14 protein-coding genes and 5 tRNA genes are annotated in these 17,801 nt (G+C 59.1%); 11 read left to right on the top strand and 8 right to left on the bottom strand.

Features of this window, described 5'->3' with window-relative positions:
• The first annotated feature begins 30 nt into the window (after positions 1-30).
• The 7 genes from FBAL_RS09345 (at position 31) to FBAL_RS09315 (ending at position 4,848) form a co-directional block, all read left to right on the top strand.
• A complete protein-coding gene (locus tag FBAL_RS09345) occupies positions 31-1,386 on the top strand; it encodes an MATE family efflux transporter (RefSeq protein ID WP_013345350.1) in 1,356 nt (451 codons plus the stop codon).
• On the top strand, positions 1,367-2,359 hold the full coding sequence (locus tag FBAL_RS09340) for a DUF3080 domain-containing protein (RefSeq protein ID WP_013345349.1): 993 nt from the start codon (positions 1,367-1,369) through the stop codon (positions 2,357-2,359). The genes FBAL_RS09345 and FBAL_RS09340 overlap by 20 nt, the downstream gene beginning before the upstream one ends.
• A gap of 113 nt (positions 2,360-2,472) precedes the next feature.
• A tRNA-Val gene (locus FBAL_RS09335) sits at positions 2,473-2,549 on the top strand.
• Positions 2,550-2,558: 9 nt separating this feature from the next.
• Positions 2,559-2,635: transfer RNA gene (locus FBAL_RS09330), tRNA-Val, on the top strand.
• 6 nt (positions 2,636-2,641) lie between these two features.
• Positions 2,642-2,718: transfer RNA gene (locus FBAL_RS09325), tRNA-Val, on the top strand.
• 163 nt (positions 2,719-2,881) lie between these two features.
• Entirely contained in the window at positions 2,882-4,246 is a 1,365-nt protein-coding gene (gene yegD, locus FBAL_RS09320; protein ID WP_013345348.1) for a molecular chaperone, read from the top strand.
• Positions 4,247-4,452: 206 nt separating this feature from the next.
• The gene (locus FBAL_RS09315; protein WP_013345347.1) at positions 4,453-4,848 is read left to right on the top strand and encodes a DUF3069 domain-containing protein; all 396 of its coding nucleotides are present in this window, start codon (positions 4,453-4,455) and stop codon (positions 4,846-4,848) included.
• A gap of 323 nt (positions 4,849-5,171) precedes the next feature.
• On the opposite strand, the gene FBAL_RS20095 is transcribed toward FBAL_RS09315, so the two are convergent.
• Positions 5,172-6,446, bottom strand: a complete 1,275-nt coding sequence (locus FBAL_RS20095) for an integrase family protein (RefSeq protein WP_013345346.1) — start codon at positions 6,444-6,446, stop codon at positions 5,172-5,174.
• A 193-nt stretch (positions 6,447-6,639) separates the two neighbouring features.
• Here FBAL_RS20095 and FBAL_RS09305 point away from each other — a divergent pair, with 193 nt between their 5' ends.
• A complete protein-coding gene (locus FBAL_RS09305) occupies positions 6,640-6,996 on the top strand; it encodes a DUF2750 domain-containing protein (RefSeq protein ID WP_013345345.1) in 357 nt (118 codons plus the stop codon).
• A 54-nt stretch (positions 6,997-7,050) separates the two neighbouring features.
• Positions 7,051-7,629, top strand: a complete 579-nt coding sequence (locus FBAL_RS09300; RefSeq protein ID WP_013345344.1) for a tetratricopeptide repeat protein — start codon at positions 7,051-7,053, stop codon at positions 7,627-7,629.
• Positions 7,630-8,522: 893 nt separating this feature from the next.
• Here FBAL_RS09300 and FBAL_RS09295 read toward each other — a convergent pair.
• The 6 genes from FBAL_RS09295 to FBAL_RS09270 all read right to left on the bottom strand — a co-directional run bounded on the left by FBAL_RS09295 (position 8,523) and on the right by FBAL_RS09270 (position 15,307).
• Positions 8,523-8,613: transfer RNA gene (locus tag FBAL_RS09295), tRNA-Ser, on the bottom strand.
• A gap of 51 nt (positions 8,614-8,664) precedes the next feature.
• Positions 8,665-9,429, bottom strand: coding sequence for a LytTR family DNA-binding domain-containing protein (locus tag FBAL_RS09290; RefSeq protein WP_013345343.1), 765 nt, complete (start codon positions 9,427-9,429; stop codon positions 8,665-8,667).
• Positions 9,430-9,543: 114 nt separating this feature from the next.
• Entirely contained in the window at positions 9,544-10,047 is a 504-nt protein-coding gene (locus FBAL_RS09285; protein ID WP_013345342.1) for a hypothetical protein, read from the bottom strand.
• Between the two features lie 18 nt (positions 10,048-10,065).
• Positions 10,066-12,810 (bottom strand): serine/threonine-protein kinase, encoded by a 2,745-nt coding sequence (locus FBAL_RS19590; protein ID WP_148226730.1) that lies wholly within the window; start codon positions 12,808-12,810, stop codon positions 10,066-10,068.
• 32 nt (positions 12,811-12,842) lie between these two features.
• On the bottom strand, positions 12,843-13,367 hold the full coding sequence (locus FBAL_RS09275) for an ECF-type sigma factor (RefSeq protein ID WP_013345340.1): 525 nt from the start codon (positions 13,365-13,367) through the stop codon (positions 12,843-12,845).
• A gap of 155 nt (positions 13,368-13,522) precedes the next feature.
• On the bottom strand, positions 13,523-15,307 hold the full coding sequence (locus FBAL_RS09270; RefSeq protein ID WP_013345339.1) for an ABCB family ABC transporter ATP-binding protein/permease: 1,785 nt from the start codon (positions 15,305-15,307) through the stop codon (positions 13,523-13,525).
• A gap of 206 nt (positions 15,308-15,513) precedes the next feature.
• Here FBAL_RS09270 and FBAL_RS09265 point away from each other — a divergent pair, with 206 nt between their 5' ends.
• Entirely contained in the window at positions 15,514-16,485 is a 972-nt protein-coding gene (locus FBAL_RS09265; protein WP_013345338.1) for a hypothetical protein, read from the top strand.
• 320 nt (positions 16,486-16,805) lie between these two features.
• Here the strand turns inward: FBAL_RS09265 and FBAL_RS09260 are convergent.
• Positions 16,806-16,896, bottom strand: a tRNA-Ser gene (locus tag FBAL_RS09260).
• 237 nt (positions 16,897-17,133) lie between these two features.
• Between FBAL_RS09260 and FBAL_RS09255 the strand changes: the two genes are divergently transcribed.
• A complete protein-coding gene (locus tag FBAL_RS09255; protein ID WP_013345337.1) occupies positions 17,134-17,790 on the top strand; it encodes a Bax inhibitor-1/YccA family protein in 657 nt (218 codons plus the stop codon).
• Positions 17,791-17,801: the final 11 nt, after the last annotated feature.

Raw genomic sequence — 17,801 nt, 5'->3', positions numbered from 1 at the left:
CTCAACAGAACTTTGGTTGACGAAATACCAATGCTTAACGCTGGCTTTCAAATAAAAAAACTGGTGCAGCTTGCCCTGCCCGTCCTTATCGCGCAAGTCGCGCAAACCATGATGGGCCTGATCGACACCGTAATGGCCGGTCGCGTTGGCCCTGCTGACATGGCCGCGGTTGCTGTGGGCACCAGCCTGTGGCTACCCACCATATTACTGTTCGCCGGCATCATCATGGCGATGCCGCCGCTGATCTCCCACCTGCATGGCGCCAACGAAGAGGGCAAAATCCGCCCGTTGGTGCACCAGGCACTCTATCTGGCCCTGGGCTGCAGCGTACTGACCATGATCATTCTCGCCAATGCCGATCAGGTACTGGGCCGCATGGATCTGGAACCGGCTCTGCTGGCCCTGTCCAGCGGCTACCTCGATGCGGTGCTGTGGGGCGCGCCGGCGTTCCTGTTGTTCCAGGTGCTGCGCAGCTTTACTGAGGGCCTGAGCTGGACCCTGCCGTCCATGATCATCGGCTTCGTCGGCCTGGCCATCAACATCCCCGCCAACTACGTCTTTATCTACGGCCATTTGGGCATGCCCGCCATGGGCGGCGCCGGTTGTGGTGTGGCTACCGCACTAGTGTACTGGGGAATGCTGCTGGCGATGGTGATCTACCTGGCAATCAGCGGTCGTTTCAAGAGTTTTGAACTGTTCAAAGGGTTTAAAGCCATCGACTGGACTGAGCAGAAAGCGATCGTCAAACTGGGCCTGCCCGTCGCACTGGCGGTGTTTTTCGAAGTCACCCTGTTTGCCTTCGTTGCCGTCATGATTGCCCCACTGGGCGCCATCGTTGTGGCCGGGCATCAGGTCGCAGCCAACTTCTCCAGCATCATCTTTATGCTGCCCCTCTCCATCGGTATCGCCGTAACCATCCGGGTGGGCTACTACCTGGGCCGTCAGCAACCGGACATCGCCGCCATGGTGGCCAAGCTTGGCATCCTGCTGGGTGTTGCGGTTGCTCTGGCAACGGCCCTGCTGACCGTACTGGGCCGCGAGTGGATCGCTCACCTCTACACCAACGACGAGCCGGTGTTCACCCTGGCTGTGCAGTTGATGTTCCTCTGTGCCCTGTACCAGATCTCCGATGCCATCCAGGTGGTCAGCGCCGCCGCACTGCGGGGCTATAAGGACACCGTATCGATTCTGTGGATCGCCTTTGTAGCGTACTGGGGGGTCGGGATGACAGTCGGCTACGTAGTGGGTCTGACCGACTGGCTGGTGGAACCCATGGGCGCCGGTGGTTTCTGGGTCGGCTTTATCTCAGGCTTGTCAGCCGCAGCAATCCTGCTGCAGTTACGCCTCAAGATCATTCAGAAGCGCTATGTGGCAGTGGCCGCTTAAGCTTCTTATCCTCATCACCCTGTCGGGCTGCCAACCGGGGCCCGACTCGGTGCTGGATGACTACCTCAGTCGCCTGGAACGAGTGCTGAAACAGCCTCGCCCCGAATCCTCCCTGCCGTCACCACAACGCCCCGCACGCCACCCGTTTGAGCCGGATGACAGCCTGAATGTCTCGCTGTTGGCTCCACTGTCGCTGAAACCCTGCGGCGTACTGCCCCTGATTGCCCAACATAACGCCCAATTGGGCCGGGTCGCCGCCCCGTCACAACAGCTGCTTTATCATCGCGAGATGGGCTATCGACTTCACCATTGTGACCCCCAGTCGCTGAAATCCGATGGCCAGACCCTGCGAGCCCAGTTGCTGGCTCAAAAAGCCGACACCCTCAACGACTATGGCGCCCGCTACTTCCTGTTGAGTGATGAGGTGTGGTTTAACCTTGGCGCCGATGCCCAACCCTGGCAACTGGGTGCGGTTATCGTTACCGAGCAAAGCCTGGTGCAGCTGTCCGAGCTCAAAACCGCACTGGTGGCCTGGCAACACCCCACCGTCAGCAGCGAAACCCTTGAGAACGCACTGGCCACCCTGCATCGCTCGCGACTGCCGCGCACACTGCACCGAAGCATGCATGACGCCACCGTAGTGTTAAATCAGGCCACCGGTTTGCTGCAACACGCCGAACCCCTGTCCTGCAACGACAAAGCGATGGCGGTGCTGCCCAATATCCTGAGCAACATCTACGGTGAACGCGTCCAACCGCTGCTGGCTGAGCTGCAAAAGGCCGACCGCCGGCTCACTCCCCCCTTGCGCCAGTTGCTGACACCCTGGCCTGAACACCCCTACTTTGATTACTACCTGGGTGACCAGCCTGGCCAGTTGCGCCACCATTTTTATCAGGCTATCCAGCAACATACAGAGGCATGGCAGGCACTGCTTCAACGCTGCGATCGCTCTCCGACCCCAAATCCGGGCTAAACCCTGCCCGTATTGCATAAAGCGTCACCAACCAGACCCCCAAAGGGGAAAATCCCCTTGCGAGATGGTCAGACGCTGATTACTATACGCCTCGCTGTCAACGACAGCATTGTGCGTCCGTAGCTCAGTTGGTTAGAGCACCACCTTGACATGGTGGGGGTCGGTAGTTCGAGTCTACTCGGACGCACCACTTTTCCGTGCGTCCGTAGCTCAGTTGGTTAGAGCACTACCTTGACATGGTAGGGGTCGGTAGTTCGAGTCTACTCGGACGCACCACATTCTGCGTCTATAGCTCAGTTGGTTAGAGCACCACCTTGACATGGTGGGGGTCGGTAGTTCGAGTCTACTTAGACGCACCATATTCCAGACAAAGCCCGCTCATTGAGCGGGCTTTGTTGCATTCAGCGCACGCACAGAGTGTGCCGTGCACCCCGTCGGATTTATGTCGACAAACCATTGCATCCCAGAACGCTTCCCCCTACCCTCGCTCGCCCGTTTTCCATTGCGCTTCCAGGAGAAACCATGAACGCCATCGCAGGACTCGACCTTGGCACCTCAAACTGTGGTGTCGGCATCATGCAGGAGGGCCAGCCCAGGCTGCTGACCCTGCCTGAGCACGGTGCCTTTATGCCTTCGACCCTGTACGCTGCCCGTTCCGAGGTGATCGCCGGCTGGCTCTACCGCCAGCTCAAAGCGCAGGGTCGCGAAGCGGCGTTTCAACAGGCCCGGGGCAACAGTCTGAGCGCCAGCCTGCATGCCCTGAGTGAAGCGAAGCTGGATGGCTATGAGGATGAGTTGTTCTTCGGTAGGGCCGCGCTGTCCCATTATCTGGAAGACCCCTCCGACTGCTACTACATCCGCAGCCACAAATCCTTCCTGGGAGGCAGCGGCCTTTCCGATCGCCAGCAACAGGTGCTGGAAGACATTACCGCTGCCATGCTGTGGCACCTGTTGGGACAGATCCAACAGGCAGGCCATGGCGAGGTGCGCAAGCTGGTGGTGGGCAGGCCCATCAACTTCCAGGGTTTTAACAGTGAGCGCAGCAACCAGCAGGCGACCGACATCATCCGCCGGGCAGCGCGGCATGTGGGCATTGAACAGCTGGAGTTCCAGTACGAGCCGATGGCTGCCGGCCTGACCTTCCAACAGCAACTGACCGAAGAGAAGCGGGTGATGGTCGTGGACATCGGGGGTGGCACCACCGACATCTCCATGGTGCTGATGGGACCGGGCTACCTGGACCGCCATGCGCCGGAAAACACCGTTCTGGGCCACAGCGGCAAGCGTATCGGCGGTAACGACTTTGATGTGGCCCTGAACTACCGGGCTCTGATGCCCTCGCTGGGCATGGGACTGGCCGATGAAAAGGGCCGCACCCTGCCCTCGCAGCCATTCCATGACGCGGCAGCGGTCAACAACCTGTCGGCGCAAACCCGTTTCTACAGCACCCAGCACCGTAATGAGCTGCAGGCACTGCAACGCCAGCCTACCCTGAAGCCGTTGTCGCGCCTGCTGACCCTGCAGGCCAACCAGATGACATTCCAGCAAAGTGCGGTGGCGGAGCAGGCCAAAATCGCCCTCAGCAGCCAAGCCGAAACCCGTGCGGACCTCTCCTACATCGAGGCCGGACTGGAGGCAAAGGTCAGCCAGGGACAGTTTGTCGACGCGTCTCAGGCGTTGATGAAGCAGATTGGTGGCTTGATCGATGACGCCCTGGAGCAGGCAGGCACCACGCCGGATGTGGTGTTCCTGACCGGCGGCAGCGCCAGCTCTCCCCATATCCGCCAGGCCCTGTCTGACCGCTTTGTCGCGGAGATGGTACAGGGGGACAACTTTGGCAGTGTGACCACCGGGCTGGCACTGTGGGCCGACCGCATCTTTAATTAACCCCAGCCAGAACCGGGCGCTCTGGCGCCGTCCGGATGGGCTGGGACGACAACCCACTCGGTGTTACCGCGCCTTCGGGGGGCGGTTCACCAATGCGTTGAGCGTCGGTTCACCGTTTGGGTCATATCCCTGGGGCAAAAGGCACTGACATTTGCCCCAGATCCGCTAAGATAGCGCCCTTTCCAACCCCTGATAGTGAGAACACGATGAGCGAAAACGTTGCCCTGCCTGCAGAGCTGAAGCAGGTACTGGAGTTTATGGGTACACCGGAAGCCCAGCACGAGGCCGTATTTGCCGTATACAACGCCGTAGAAGGCCCGCTGCGCCACGCGTGGGAAGCTCAACCCCAGAGCGCTCGCAACATCATGGACAGCTTCGAGCAGTTCCAGGCTGTGGTCGCGTTCACCCTGGTTGGCCCGACCGCTGAGCTGCTGGCCATGGTTGAGCAAAACGCCGAAGGCGAAGAGCGCAACGACGAGCAGGCCAACGCCATGATGGAGCAACTGCTGCAGCAGGGCATCAAGATGATGGTTAAAGACCTGAAATCCGCCCGTCGTAACGCCAGCCTGCGTAACGAATTCCAGGCCCCGTTCAAAGCCTGATCGTTATGATGCCCGGTCACCTTTCGGCCGGGCATTTTGCCAACAGGGCAATTGGTCATACCACCCAGAACAGTGACCAACCCGAATCCCTTCTGACACATTCACGACATCCCCCAAGGCCATTCACGCGCCAAGTTCCTGCCTGACTTGCCCGGCTTAAGCACCGCGGATTGCGCTCACCTGGCTGAGCGAAGCAGCCACTGACCCGCATCCATCGCCCTAAACGAAACACCCGACTTTACCGGCACCACCCCCTTTAACATTGCCCGCGAACACCGTGCCAGCTAGATGATTACATTTTTCGTTACAGCATGAAATTGGACTCAAACGGTCTGCCTGAGGTTGGCCAGGTGCCGATTCCACTGCTCTAGCTGGCTCTTGATGGCCACCAGTTGGAGTTCACTGCCCTGCTCTTCCACAATGGGCAAACGAACGACAGGAAGGTCATTCTCCGATTTGAGCCAACCGCGCCCAAGTCGACAAATGGCCTCTGCGGTAAATTGGTCAGGCAATGAAAGGTGGTGACGTACTGCCGCGAGAAGCTGGGTGGGATAGGTGGCTGGCAGCGGTTTGTGTTGCTGCTTCATGGCGGGAAAAACCCAGTCGCTGGCCAGGGCATTTCGTTTGCGCTGCTGCAGCATCTCCATCGCCTGCTCCGGCAATGGGAAGGTGCGCCGTTGCCCTTTGGTGTCCTCAATCACCACCCTGCCCCGACGCCAGTCGATCCCCTGCCACCGCATCCGGCACAGTGCCGAAAACGGCAGCAGCAATCCAAGCTGCAGCATCAGCACCTGCTTGAGCGACTCGTTCACCGGTAACCGGATCAACGCTTTGAGATAGATCCCTACTTCAGACAGGGTGATGGCCCGCTCGGTCACCGGTTGGCGGCTAACCTGAAGCCCCTCGCAAGGGTTAGCCAAACGTGGTGACAACCAGGGGCCGGACTCGGGGGCCGGCGTCGCCACGCCGCGGGCCACATTGAACAGATGGCGGTAACACAACAGCGCATGTTCGGCGGCGCGCTGACCATGGCCGCCCCGTTGGCGGGCCTGCTCACGAGCCTGGCTGATCAACAGCCCGATCACCTCGCCGTCGATGCTGTCCGCTTCCCGCTCGCCGTACTGCTCCCACAGCACGCCCTCCAACAAACGCTGCTCCTGGCGCCATTGAGGCCGATGGTTCCTTGCGTACTGAACGTAGCGTTCCACCAGAGTCTGTACTGAAAACGTGGGTTGCTCCGGCGTCGCCACCTCGCCATCGCGAGCCGCCCGTGCGGCCTGCCAGGCGGCGCGGGCCTGCTCTACCCCCATCTGGGGGAACTGGCCAAGGGTCTGCTGTCGGGTTGAGCGCGCGCCTTTGGGGGTATAGCGGTAGATCCAGCGTCGCTTGTGCTTGCCGACTTTAAACACCAATCCCGGGCAGTCGGGGTCACTGATGTCGCTGCTGGCCTGGGCATAAAACTGGTCATCAGCCGCAGGCCGCCCCTCAATCTCTGCCTTGGCCTGCTTCAATATGGTGGCGACCCGGCCTCGTACGCCGGTCGCCAACGCTTCGTCGAGCAGCAGCAACACCTGTTGTTTGGGGGTCAGTTTGACCATGGGAACGTCCTGTTCGAGTAACTGATCGGTTGGGATCCTTTCAGATCCCGCGCCACATTCCCAGCCCCTTTTTGCCGAATCGCCAGCCAGTTAGCAGGGAAATTCAGCGCTTACACCACAAACCGGATGCAACACAGTTGCGCTTGCGGGTGCACTGGGCGACGATGTGCTCAGTTTCTACAGGAGATCCCTCATGAGCGATAACCCGATCCAACCCGAAATCCGTGCCTTTATCGATGCCGTCACCGAGAGCGGCCAGATCTGGGCACTCAGCGCTGGCGACGACTGGGTTGTCGTGGACTCAGCCGAATTTGAAGAGACCGATGCCCTGCCGCTGTTTTCCAGCGAGGCCGGTGCCAAGGCGATCTGTCAGGATGAGTGGGCGGAATACGTACCGACCGCCATTCCGGTGGCCGAGTTTTTTGACAGCTGGCTGGAAAGCCTGAGTGAAGATCAGGTGGTGGTTGGCATCGACTGGGATCCGTCACTGGAAGGGGTTGAGATCGACCCGTTCGAGCTGGCCAAGCTGATGGCCGACAAAGAGGTCTGATCCGCTCACTCCGGGCGCTTGCCCGAAGCGAACGACTTAGCTTAACTGGGGTCCATGATGCGGACCCCTTTCTTTTTTCTCGCCCTTATTACCCTGATGCCGCCTTACGGTTCTGTTGCCGAGGCACGGGTGCCCGAGTACGTACTCAATCCCCAACAGGTCTATCTCGTGCCCCTCGGTTATGAGGACCTGACGGACCTGCGCCGCCACGCCAATCTGGGCCAACTCCCCCGTTGCTGTTCTGCCGGTTCCCTTGAACCGATGGCGCAGCAGTTGCGTGCCAGGCTGGCGCAACACGGTAATGACCCCAGAACGTTGGCTTTGCTCGGCCAGGTGGAACTGGAACAACGGCTGACCAATCAGGCCAGCCAACGCTTCGAGCAGGCGTTGGCACTGGACGGTCAACAGATTGAAGCCCTGATTGGATTGGCGCAGCTGGCACTGGCACAGGGTCGCAAAGGCGATTACCAGCGTTATCACTTCCTGATTGAGCGCCACCCCGGACTTGAATGGCCCCACCTGGCTTATCTGGCCAAGGCCCAACTGCGCCTCGGACACACCAGCGATGCACAACGACTGGTGCAACAAGCAGAGCGAAAATGGCAACGGGCGGCATCCCCCCAGCCTAAATAGCCAGGCCACTTGTTGTTACCCTCTCCAAACCCGCCAGCTTTAGGCTGATAAGCGCGCTTTGAATCTCTGGCTTATGCCGCCTGTGGGCTGAAGGCCCACGCTACGTTGGCTCACCCTATTTGCCCAAACGCCGAAAGGCCCGCTGCAAGCGGGTCTTTTTCTTAATATGGTGGGCGAGTCGGCACCGATGCGGCGCATCGCAGTTCGACGAGGGGGAGGCATGGATGCCGACCGGAACCCGGCTACAGGGATGTGTCGTTGCTGCGCATTAGCTCAACCCAAAGACCATTCTGCCCGTGGGCTGAAAGCCCACGCTACGACGTTGCGAACCCGCGCAGGGTTCTCACCCTGTCCACCGAGCGTTGTTCCAGATACGAAAAAGCCTCCACTTGGGAGGCTTTCTCTAATATGGCGGGCGAGTCGGAACCGATGCCACGCATCGCAGTTCGACGAGGGGGAGGCAGTGATGCCGATCGGAACCCGGCCACAGGGATGTGTTGTTGCTGCGCATTAGCTCAACCCAAAGACCATTCTGCCCGTGGGCTGAAAGCCCACGCTACGACGTTGCGAACCCACGCAGGGTTCTCACCCTGTCCACCGAGCGTTGTTCCAGATACGAAAAAGCCTCCACTTGGGAGGCTTTCTCTAATATGGTGGGCGAGTCGGAACCGATGCAGCGCATCGCAGTTCGACGAGGGGGAGGCAGGGATGCCGGCCGGAACCCGGCCACAGGGATGTGTTGTTGCTGCGCATTAGCTCAACCCAAAGACCATTCTGCCCGTGGGCTGAAAGCCCACGCTACGACGTTGCGAACCCGCGCAGGGTTCTCACCCTGTCCACCGAGCGTTGTTCCAGATACGAAAAAGCCTCCACTTGGGAGGCTTTCTCTAATATGGCGGAGGGACAGGGATTCGAACCCTGGATACGCTATTAACGTATGCCGGTTTTCAAGACCGGTGCATTCAACCGCTCTGCCATCCCTCCGACGCGGTGCATAATAGGTAGCTCAGCCGCGTCTGTAAAGAGCCGGGCAGTTTAACCGGTCAGCTTTACGCCATTTTCATCCCCTTTCGGGTACAACCAGCTCTGCAGCGGGCGTGGATTGGGGCGTTGGCTGAACCAACCCGGGTGGCGCTCCCGCACCGCATCGAGGTGGCTGTCACCAATGGGGATCACGGTTTCCCCGATTTTCAGCACGTAACGGCCATTACGCTTGCGCTCAACCGCGGTGACGGCGGCGGCATTCACCAGATAACTGCGGTGCACGCGAATCACCACATCCCCAAACATCGCCTCAACCTGGTGGAGGTTGACCCGGAACAGCTGGCTGTTGTCCTGCTCATCAAACAGCTCAACGTACTGGTTGGCAGCCTGAATATACGCGGCCTCAGGCAACGCCACCCGAATGTCACTCAGGGCATTGAAGTCGGCACGGCTCAACTGGGTACGGCCATGGCTGGTGATCACATCACCGCAGGCTTTGAGCCAGGCTTTCTGCTCCGCTTCCACCGCTTCGTCTACACGACGCTCGGCATAGACACGACCACTGAGCAGATTGTTGCAGCTCAACCGGAACTGCTCTTCACAAGCGGGATGCAGGTTAGCGTAACGGCGTCCGCGCCAGTGCCAATCCACATAGCTGCCCGGAAAGCACTGGGCAAACAGGGCCGATAGCGTGGTGAGTTGCTTATCCAGTTCCCGGTCCAGCATCAGTTGCGGCAGGGCTTCCACCAGGGTTTGCCAGGATGAGGGCGCCGTTCGGCCAGGAGTATTTGGGGCGGTGATGGTGCGGTCTGTCATGTCCAATCCTTGGGGTTATGTCACTGGTTTACTCATTAAGACGTAGCACGCTCCCCGATTGGCTCAATTTTTTTAACCGAAAAGAAAACGCCGCCCAAATGGGCGGCGCTGGCGTCAGATGCGGATGATTCCACCCGGTGGAAAACCTTCATCCTGTGGGTCGCCCAATCCGGTATTCACCTGCGTATCGCTGATGGGGGTCACGCTCAGGAACTGGTCTTTCAGCTCGATCGCCTTATCCAGAGGCGCACCTTTGCGAGCAATGGCAAAATTCAGCTCCAGCGAGGTAATGCCCTCTACCGCAATGCGCTGAGTGCCAATAGACAGCCCTTCAACCGGCACCAACTGACCCTTCTCCACACGATACAGCGCCAGTACTTCACTCAGGTCAGCCTCAGCGCTGGCCAGCTTAAACGACCACTCAATGGCGCTGAGCTTGGCACGGGGATCAATGCTGATGACGTACTGCAGCTGGTCAAAGCTGTCAGCGGGGTTATCCTGCAGGTCGATTTTCAGTTGCGGCTGTTCGCCATTGGACAGCGGGTCATAGCTGACGACGGGTTGGCCGCCATCCAGATTAATGGACAACGGGACGAGGTAGTAACCATCCAGGTTCATGGAGTCTCTCCTTAGGGTTTATAGATTGAGAATCGATTGAAAGCGGCTGTCCGCTTTCAATTCGGATAAATAGGGAATGGCCATTAATGCGTTGGCATCAAAGCCCCGCTCCTGCCCCTCCTGAAACAGCGCCAGGGCGGCATCACGCCGGCCACTGCGCTCCAGCACCAATATGCCGGTACTGACCACCTGCCGGGTGAGCCGAGAGCCAGTTTCATCACTCTGGCTGCGCCACAACGCCAGAGCCTCATTCAGCGATTCCGCAGCGGACTGATGCTGACCCAACCAGCTGCGGCAATTGGCGATGTTAGCCAGCATGGCAATGCTGTAGGGGTTATCTTTCAACTTGATTTCCGCCAGGGTCAGAGAACGTTCAAAGCTGGCCTGCGCAGCCGGACTCGCCTCCCCCTCTGCCAGCACCTGAGACAGGCCAAGTTGCGCCCAAAGCCCATGCATATTGGGAAACTGCTCCAGTGCCAGCTGGTAGTAGCGCACTGCCTGGTGGAAGTCCTGTAAGTAGAAGTGGGCGACCGCAACATTCAGCCGCTCAAAGCCGTCCAGTTGCGCATCGGCTACGCCCTCATAGGCCTGGAGAACGCCGGTATAATCCTGCTGGTCGACCAGCAGGACCGCCAAATTGGAGCGAATGGCGCGATTGCCCGGCGCCAGTGCCAGGGCATCCTTATAGTGAACCGCTGCCTGTTGATACCGCTGGGCATAGTGGTCTGTGACACCCAATGCCGAATGGGTCTTCCAATGATTCGGGTCGAGTACGAGCGCTTGTTGCAACGTGGATTCGGCTTCATCAAACCGGCCCATACCGATGTAAACCCGAGCCAGCCCCTCATAGGCATCAAGATTCTTGGGTTGGTGCTGCAGCGCCAGCTGGTAGGACGCGATGGCGCTGCCGTTTTGATCCTTCTCCCCATACAGTCGACCCAATACCAGGTAGGCGTCGATCAGGTTGCCATTGGTGGCCAGCGCCTGGTTGGCCCAATAGATGGCGTCATTGAGTATCTCTGATTCATCACTGACGGTGTATTGTTCCATCCGTAACCAGGCCAGCAACAGCTGGTAGCTGGCCTGGGGCGAGATGCGGTTGGCTTCCTGGGCCAGGGTAAACGCCTCATCAAGCCGCTCAACCTGGCTGACATCCATATCAGACTGGTAATCCTCCAGAATCGCCCGGGCCTCAAGGTATTGAGCGTAAGCCTCGGGGTTGGTGATCGACTCCTGCGCGGTGAGCTGCGCCAGCCCCTCCGGCTCAATCGCCAACGCGGCCAGCACCTGCTGATAAAGGTCCGCCGGGATCAGGTCCAGGCGCGAACGGGGATAGATTTGCTGCCAGTCCACCAGCACATCACCGGTGCTGGTTTCGGTCAGAATCAGTGACAAACGAACCTGGTCTTTACCCAGGGTGGCGTCCTGCTCTGAGTCCGTCAGGTCCAGCAACCAGGTCAGGTTGGCGCTGGCCGGATCGACGCCATCGGGGTTTGTCCCATCCGCACCACCCTCACCATCAAAACTGCCGAGGTAGGAGACGTTGCCCTGTTCATAGGCCAGGGCGGTCAGTCGGTCCGACAGCTCACTGGCGAGGCCAGCTTCAATGGGTTGAGCGTGATCGAAGTGCAGAGCCAGCTTGCGATGTTCCGGCAATTGCAGCGCCGTTGGCGTCATCGCGTACCAGGCAAAGGCACCGGCTACGCTCAACAACGTCGCACCGGCCACGCCAAGCCACCCCTTTCGGGTAAACCCGAATTTCACCTGATTGGCGGTGGGCACTGTCGGTTCAGCCAACTGCCGCACCGCCTGCGCCCGTTGCTCCGGATCCACCCGCAGCATCGCCAACAGCAGCCGCTCGACCTCTTCAGGCGCGCGCAGGCTACTGGCGGCGGGATTCTGAGCCCAGGTAAAGGCGTTAACCCGCTCAATCCAGCCATTAGCGATGGCCGCTTCGAACAGCACCACCCCCAACGACCAGAAGTCGGTGGCCGGCGTCAGGGGTTCCGCCCGGATCTGTTCCGGGCTCATATAGGCAGTGGTGCCTATCGGCACCGCAGTGTCTTCCTGCTCCTGTTCCAGGTAGGCAGCGGCACCGAAATCGAGGATCTTAATCTGGCCATTGCCCAGCAGCATCAGGTTGGCGGGCTTGATGTCCTTGTGGATTACGCCCTGCTCGTGGGCGTAGCTCAACCCTTCAATCACATCCCGGCAGATCGTCACCAACTGGTCGGCCGTCAGTGCACCGTCCTGAATCACTTTGTCGAGGGTCTGGCCGTCATAGAATGCCATGATCATGGCATCCAGCCCCTCCTGAGTGAGGGCGTGGCCGTAGAGGATGCCGATGTGGGTGTGATCAAGGCGGCTGACCAGCTGTGCTTCGCTCAGAAAACGGCTGCGTGCCACATCAGACAGGTGCTGGCCCGGTGCCAGCAGCTTGATCGCCACCGAACGTTCCAGCTTAGGGTCATAACCTTTGTAGACCACCCCCATCCCGCCCTGCCCCAGCAGTTCCGTGACGGTATAGCCGCCGATCTCTTTGCCCAGCAGCTCCAGCGGGTCTTCGAGACTGTCCGCATCGCTGCCATAGAGAAAGCCGGTCAGGCTCTTAAAGTAGTGGCGGCCGGCATCAGCGTGATCGAGCAGCTCGGTGAGTTCATCGCGGGTAACTTGATCCAGAGTGGCCATCCACTCTGCTCTCATGGGTTCGGGCAGGTTCATTGCCCGCTCAAACATGATGCGAATATCGTCAGGCTTCGACAACGTTCAAATCCTTTTGTCCGTGGTTGTGGCCGTCAACTGGCGATCTGCTTATAGAGCCAGGCCTGGGCAAACGCCCAGTCGCGCTTGACCGTTGCCAGTGAGACGCCGACGGCCAGCGCGGTCTCTTCCAGGGTCATGCCGCCAAAGATGCGGTACACCGCCACCTTATGCTCGCGCTCGTAATGCTGCTCAAACCGCGTCAATGCCTTGTCGATCTCCAACAGGCGCTCCTGCTCCTGTTCGGGGATAAGCAGAGCGGGCTCGACGCCATCATCGTCACGCTTCCCGGCGTTTTTCTGCCGAACGTAATCGATCATCACGTGGCGCATCGCGGTGCTGGCGGTGGCCAGAAAGTGGGTTTCGCTGTGGAACTGATGGTTGCCCTGCGCCATCTTGGCGTAGGCTTCGTGGATCAGCGCCCGGGAATCCATGGTGGCGCAATGGGGAAGGCGGCTTCGGACTGAACGGGCGCGCTGGCGCAGTTGCTGATACAGCAACTCCACCATTTCACTGAGCTGTTTTTCAGACAATGTCTCGCGAACGCGCTCCTTGCTCACGCCAGACGTCCCCTCTTGTAAATAAAAGGTAAGGACACACAATAATTCAGTTGCATTGCCCTTTGCAAACCCTTGGTATCCGGGTGGATTGCATCACTTCATTCACTCAGTTCGCCAGATTAAAGGGTCGTAAACGCGGCGTTTTGGCAGAGCGATCAACTCGCTTGTTGCCGCTGCAGCGCCCACAGACGGGCATAGTGCCCCTGGCGTTGCAGCAACGCGTCGTGGGTGCCCTGCTCCACCACTTCCCCATCTTCCAGCACCACAATGCTGTCGGCGTCCACCACCGTAGAGAGACGGTGGGCGATCACCAGTGTGGTTTGCTCCAACGCCACCTCCTGCAAGGCGGTAAGAATGCTCTTTTCTGAGTGACTGTCGAGCGACGAAGTGGCTTCATCAAACACCATAATGGGGGGCCGTTTTAACAGCGCCCGGGCAATGGCGACCCGCTGTTTCTCACCACCGGACAGCTTCAGTCCACGCTCCCCCACCAGGGTATCGATGCCCTCCGGCAGTCGTTCGATAAAGCCATCCAGATGAGCCAGACGGATCGCCTCCCAGACCTCCTGATCGGTGGCAGAAACCCGACCGTAGCGGACATTCTCCAGAATGCTGGTGTTAAACAACACGGTATCCTGCGGCACCACGCCGATGGCGCTGCGCAGAGAGTGCTGGGTGACGTTTCTGAGATCCTGCCCATCAATCCGAATGGCGCCTTCGCTGACGTCATAGAACCGGAACAACAGCTTAAACAGGGTGGATTTACCCGCCCCGCTGCTGCCGACAATGGCGACCTTCTGGCGCGGCTCAACGGTAAAACGGATCCCTTTCAGAATTGGGCGGTCCGGGTGGTACTGGAACCGCACGTCATCAAACTCAATGCGCCCGGGCCCCGGCTGCAGGGGCTTGGCCTCGGGACCATCGACCACCTTAGCTTTGACGTCGAGCAGGCCAAACAGCTTCTCAATATTGGCCATGGCACCCTTCATCTCCCGGTAGACAAAACCGAGGAAGTTAAGGGGCATAAACACCTGCATCATAAAGGCGTTGATCAGGACAAAGTCCCCCAGCGTCATCTCTCCGCTGATCACATCCGTGGCGGCCAGAATCAGCGCCGCAGTCATTGCCAGTGCGATGATCAGCGCCTGGCCGGCATTCAGCGCAAACAGCGACAAGCGGTTTTTACGCCGCGCCAACTCCCACTGGGCCAGTCCCTGATCGTACAGGCGCGCCTCCTCCGCCTCGTTGGTGAAATACTTCACCGTTTCGAAGTTAAGCAGGCTGTCCACAGCACGGCTGCTGGACTGGGATTCGGCCTGGTTCATCTCGCGGACAAAGTGGGTGCGCCACTCGGTGGCAATGACGGAGAAGGTAATGTAGAGCACCACCGCGACACCGACGATCAGGGCAAAGCCAAGGTGGTAGTTCCACCACAGGAGGCCCATCACCATGGCGATCTCCAGCAGGGTTGGGCCGATATTGAACACCATAAAGCGCATCAGGAAGCTGATGCCGGCGGTGCCCCGCTCGATATCCCTCGAGATGCCGCCGGTCTGGCGCCCCAGGTGATAGTCCAGATCCAGGCTGTGCAGGTGCTCAAACACCCGCAAGCCGAGGCGACGCATGGCCCGCTCCGTTACCCGGCCAAACAGGGTATCCCGCAGCTCGCCAAACAACACATTAGAGAAGCGTACCGCGCCGTAGGCCACCAGCAGCCCCAGTGGCAGGGTGATCACCGCCGACGTTCCTTTGCCATCAAGGCCATCCACCACGTGTTTGAGAATAAAGGGCAGGCCAACACTCGCCACTTTAGCCACCACAAGGCACAACAGCGCCAACGCCACCCGGGTGCGAAACTCCATCAGGTAGGGCAACAGGGATTTCAGGGTGCCCCAGTTCACTTCGGAGAAGGCAACGTGGGTTTGAGTTCGGGTACGCATAAGAAACGGCTCAATTTGGGACATCACGGTGTGTCGAACGCATTGTAACCGGCCTTAAACAGTCGATTAAAGCCTTGTTTGTACTGGCTTATCCTTTACAGCAGCCAACCGGACATTCGCTCCAACGCTTGGCTCAAGAGCAAAAAAACGCCATAGTGTGGCCAATCCGTTCGACGTTGCTCATTCAGGGAAGAAGACAACCGCAGATGAAGTACATCCATTTATTGTCGTTGGCGCTGCTGAGCCTGCCGATTTACGCACAAAACACGACAGACCTGTCGATGCACAGCCGGGAAACGCAAACCCCGATTGGTCGCCTCGATAATCAGGATGCCCGCTTCAGAGCCGCCCTGATGCCTTTTGTCGAACGTTGCCGTGAAGCGGGTAAAGAGCTGTACGAGCGCCACGAACACGAGTTTCCCTACGACGGTGAAGGCAAGCCCAACCACCCGCTGGCCCAGGCCTGGTACCTTCCCGGTACCTGGTACAACGACGCCAACCCCAATGTGGGCATCACCCTGAGTGTCGCGCTGCATACCGCCGAACTGCCAACGTTGTCGGTCGGCCACCTGATTGTGTCAGGCCGCAAAGCACTGGCAGAGAACCTGGCCCAACGCAATCGTGACTACGTGATGGCCCGGGGCGGTCCTGCCCTGCGCTGTGACGTCATGATTCAGGGGCTGTTGGGGAAGGGTGAGTCCAACATCACCGGCCCGGTATACCAACTCGCTGCGGCGCTGAACCCCAACTACCGCATCAATCGTCAACGCATCCGCATCCTGCTGGACGACGAGGCGGTCATTACCGAGAACACCCTGTACGGCCAGTTTGACGTGATGGTCGCCGATAAAAATGCGGATATGCTGCACCAGCAACGGGCCGCACAAATCAGTCGCGTTGACGCCCCTGGGGCAACCACCGAAGTGGAAACCACCTGGCGGGTTCATGGTAAGCGCCAGCCCGGCGCCTATCTGCGGGTCAAACAGGGTGACGAGCTGCTCTACCGCTGTGACATGAAGGTGGATGGCGATCAGCTGAACGCCCAGTGCGGTTTGATGCTGAATGCCGAAATCTGGGGCTTTAACCAACTGGGCGACGAGCCACAGTTGGTCAATCGTGCCCGCGCTTCTGTCGAAGCCCTGAAAGCCAGTAAAGACCCCAGTATCGAACATCTCTGAAGGTGGGGCCGGCTCATCGGCCTTATCAACAGAGCCCAAACGCAAAAAGGCCCGCTGCAAGCGGGCCTTTTCTCAATATGGTGGGCGAGTCGGAACCGATGCAGCGCATCGCAGTTCGACGAGGGGGAGGCATGGATGTCGACCGGAACCCGGCCACAGGGATGTGTTGTTGCTGCGCGTTAGCTCAACCCAAAGACCATTCTGCCCGTGGGCTGAAAGCCCACGCTACGACGTTGCGAACCCGCGCAGGGTTCTCACCCTGTCCACCGAGCGTTGTTCCAGATACGAAAAAGCCTCCACTTGGGAGGCTTTCTCTAATATGGCGGAGGGACAGGGATTCGAACCCTGGATACGCTATTAACGTATGCCGGTTTTCAAGACCGGTGCATTCAACCGCTCTGCCATCCCTCCGACGGGGACGCATATTAGGGGCTTCCGCTCAGGCTGTAAAGCCCCTTTTATCGCTAAGTGCTTCAACTGACGCAGTTTTCACCAACGGAATAAAATTCAGGCTTTTCAACTCAAGGGGTTGAAAATGCGCAGGTTGATCCCGATATACTTTCTCACAGTTCAAAGGATGAAACCCTTTGGCTTTACGGTATTCTAAGCTACCAACAGGCACAGACGCCTTCAGTTAAGGAGCCTCAAATGGAAACCCGTCGTTTTGAAACGGCCAGCGTTGATTCTGGGATTGCGGTAAACAAAGTCCTGCGCAACACCTACATGCTGCTGGCCATGACCCTGGCCTTCTCCGCCGCAGTAGCGGGCGTAAGCATGGCCATGAACCTGCCCTACCCCGGCATCATCATTACCCTGGTGGGTTTCTATGGTCTGCTGTTCCTGGTGGCTAAAACCGCCAACAGTGCCATGGGCATCCCGGCCGTGTTCGCCCTGACCGGCTTTATGGGTTACACCCTCGGCCCGATCCTGAACATGTACCTGGGCGCCGGCATGGGCGACGTGGTGATGATGGCTCTGGGCGGCACCGCACTGGTGTTCTTCGGCTTGTCCGCCTACGTACTGATGACCGGCAAGGACATGTCCTTCCTGGGTGGCATGATGCAGGCCGGCTTCTGGGTTATCGTTGCCCTGTTTGTGGCTAACCTGTTCCTGAGCATTCAGCCGCTGCAGATGGCCCTCTCCGCCCTGTTTATCCTGTTCTCATCCGGTGCCATCCTGATGCAGACCAGCGCCATCATCCACGGCGGTGAGCGCAACTACATCAACGCGACTGTGACCCTGTTCGTGTCGCTGTACAACATCTTCGTCAGCCTGCTGAGCCTGCTGGGCATGAGCGACGACTAAACGGCTTTAAT

Source organism: Ferrimonas balearica DSM 9799, from assembly GCF_000148645.1.
Taxonomy (GTDB): Bacteria; Pseudomonadota; Gammaproteobacteria; order Enterobacterales; family Shewanellaceae; genus Ferrimonas; species Ferrimonas balearica.
This window is presented reverse-complemented; position numbering and strand designations above follow the sequence as displayed.

Excerpts from the sequence above, each read along its gene's own strand:
- FBAL_RS09345 (WP_013345350.1), top strand. The coding sequence starts at position 31 with ATGCTTAACGCTGGCTTTCAAATAAAAAAACTGGTGCAGCTTGCCCTG.
- FBAL_RS09340 (WP_013345349.1), top strand. The coding sequence starts at position 1,367 with ATGTGGCAGTGGCCGCTTAAGCTTCTTATCCTCATCACCCTGTCGGGC.
- yegD (WP_013345348.1), top strand. The coding sequence starts at position 2,882 with ATGAACGCCATCGCAGGACTCGACCTTGGCACCTCAAACTGTGGTGTC.
- FBAL_RS09315 (WP_013345347.1), top strand. The coding sequence starts at position 4,453 with ATGAGCGAAAACGTTGCCCTGCCTGCAGAGCTGAAGCAGGTACTGGAG.
- FBAL_RS20095 (WP_013345346.1), bottom strand. The coding sequence starts at position 6,446 with ATGGTCAAACTGACCCCCAAACAACAGGTGTTGCTGCTGCTCGACGAA.
- FBAL_RS09305 (WP_013345345.1), top strand. The coding sequence starts at position 6,640 with ATGAGCGATAACCCGATCCAACCCGAAATCCGTGCCTTTATCGATGCC.
- FBAL_RS09300 (WP_013345344.1), top strand. The coding sequence starts at position 7,051 with ATGATGCGGACCCCTTTCTTTTTTCTCGCCCTTATTACCCTGATGCCG.
- FBAL_RS09290 (WP_013345343.1), bottom strand. The coding sequence starts at position 9,429 with ATGACAGACCGCACCATCACCGCCCCAAATACTCCTGGCCGAACGGCG.
- FBAL_RS09285 (WP_013345342.1), bottom strand. The coding sequence starts at position 10,047 with ATGAACCTGGATGGTTACTACCTCGTCCCGTTGTCCATTAATCTGGAT.
- FBAL_RS09270 (WP_013345339.1), bottom strand. The coding sequence starts at position 15,307 with ATGCGTACCCGAACTCAAACCCACGTTGCCTTCTCCGAAGTGAACTGG.
- FBAL_RS09265 (WP_013345338.1), top strand. The coding sequence starts at position 15,514 with ATGAAGTACATCCATTTATTGTCGTTGGCGCTGCTGAGCCTGCCGATT.
- FBAL_RS09255 (WP_013345337.1), top strand. The coding sequence starts at position 17,134 with ATGGAAACCCGTCGTTTTGAAACGGCCAGCGTTGATTCTGGGATTGCG.